Here is a 602-nt window from a genome sequence, read left to right on the forward strand (position 1 = left end):
AAAGAAGGCCTGGCGCTGCTCAACGGTACTCAGGTGTCCACCGCTTACGCGCTGCGCGGTCTGTTCGAAGGTGAAGACCTGTTCGCCGGTGCCGTGGCGCTGGGTGCCCTGACCGTCGAAGCGGTGCTGGGCTCGCGCTCGCCGTTCGATGCGCGCATTCATGCTGCTCGCGGCCAGAAAGGCCAGATCGACGCGGCGGCCGCTTACCGCGATCTGCTGGGCGAGCGCAGTGAAGTGTCCGACTCGCACCAGAACTGCGAAAAGGTTCAGGACCCGTACTCCCTGCGCTGCCAGCCGCAAGTCATGGGCGCCTGCCTGACCCAGTTCCGCCAGGCCGCCGAAGTGCTCGCCATCGAAGCCAACGCCGTCTCGGATAACCCGTTGGTGTTCGCCGCTGAAGGCGACGTGATCTCCGGCGGTAACTTCCACGCCGAACCGGTGGCCATGGCTGCCGACAACATGGCATTGGCCATCGCTGAAATCGGTTCCCTGAGCGAGCGTCGTATCTCGCTGATGATGGACAAGCATATGTCGCAACTGCCGCCGTTCCTGGTGGCCAATGGCGGCGTGAACTCCGGTTTCATGATCGCCCAGGTCACCGC

At 64.1% G+C, this 602-nt stretch carries 1 protein-coding gene; it reads left to right on the forward strand.

Features of this window, described 5'->3' with window-relative positions; translation table 11 throughout:
- Positions 1–602 (forward strand): aromatic amino acid lyase (locus ACM6IR_RS24010; protein ID WP_414909992.1); only part of this gene is annotated, 602 nt, incomplete at both ends.

The organism is Pseudomonas sp. IT-P253 (assembly GCF_949768125.1).
Lineage (GTDB): Bacteria > Pseudomonadota > Gammaproteobacteria > Pseudomonadales > Pseudomonadaceae > Aquipseudomonas.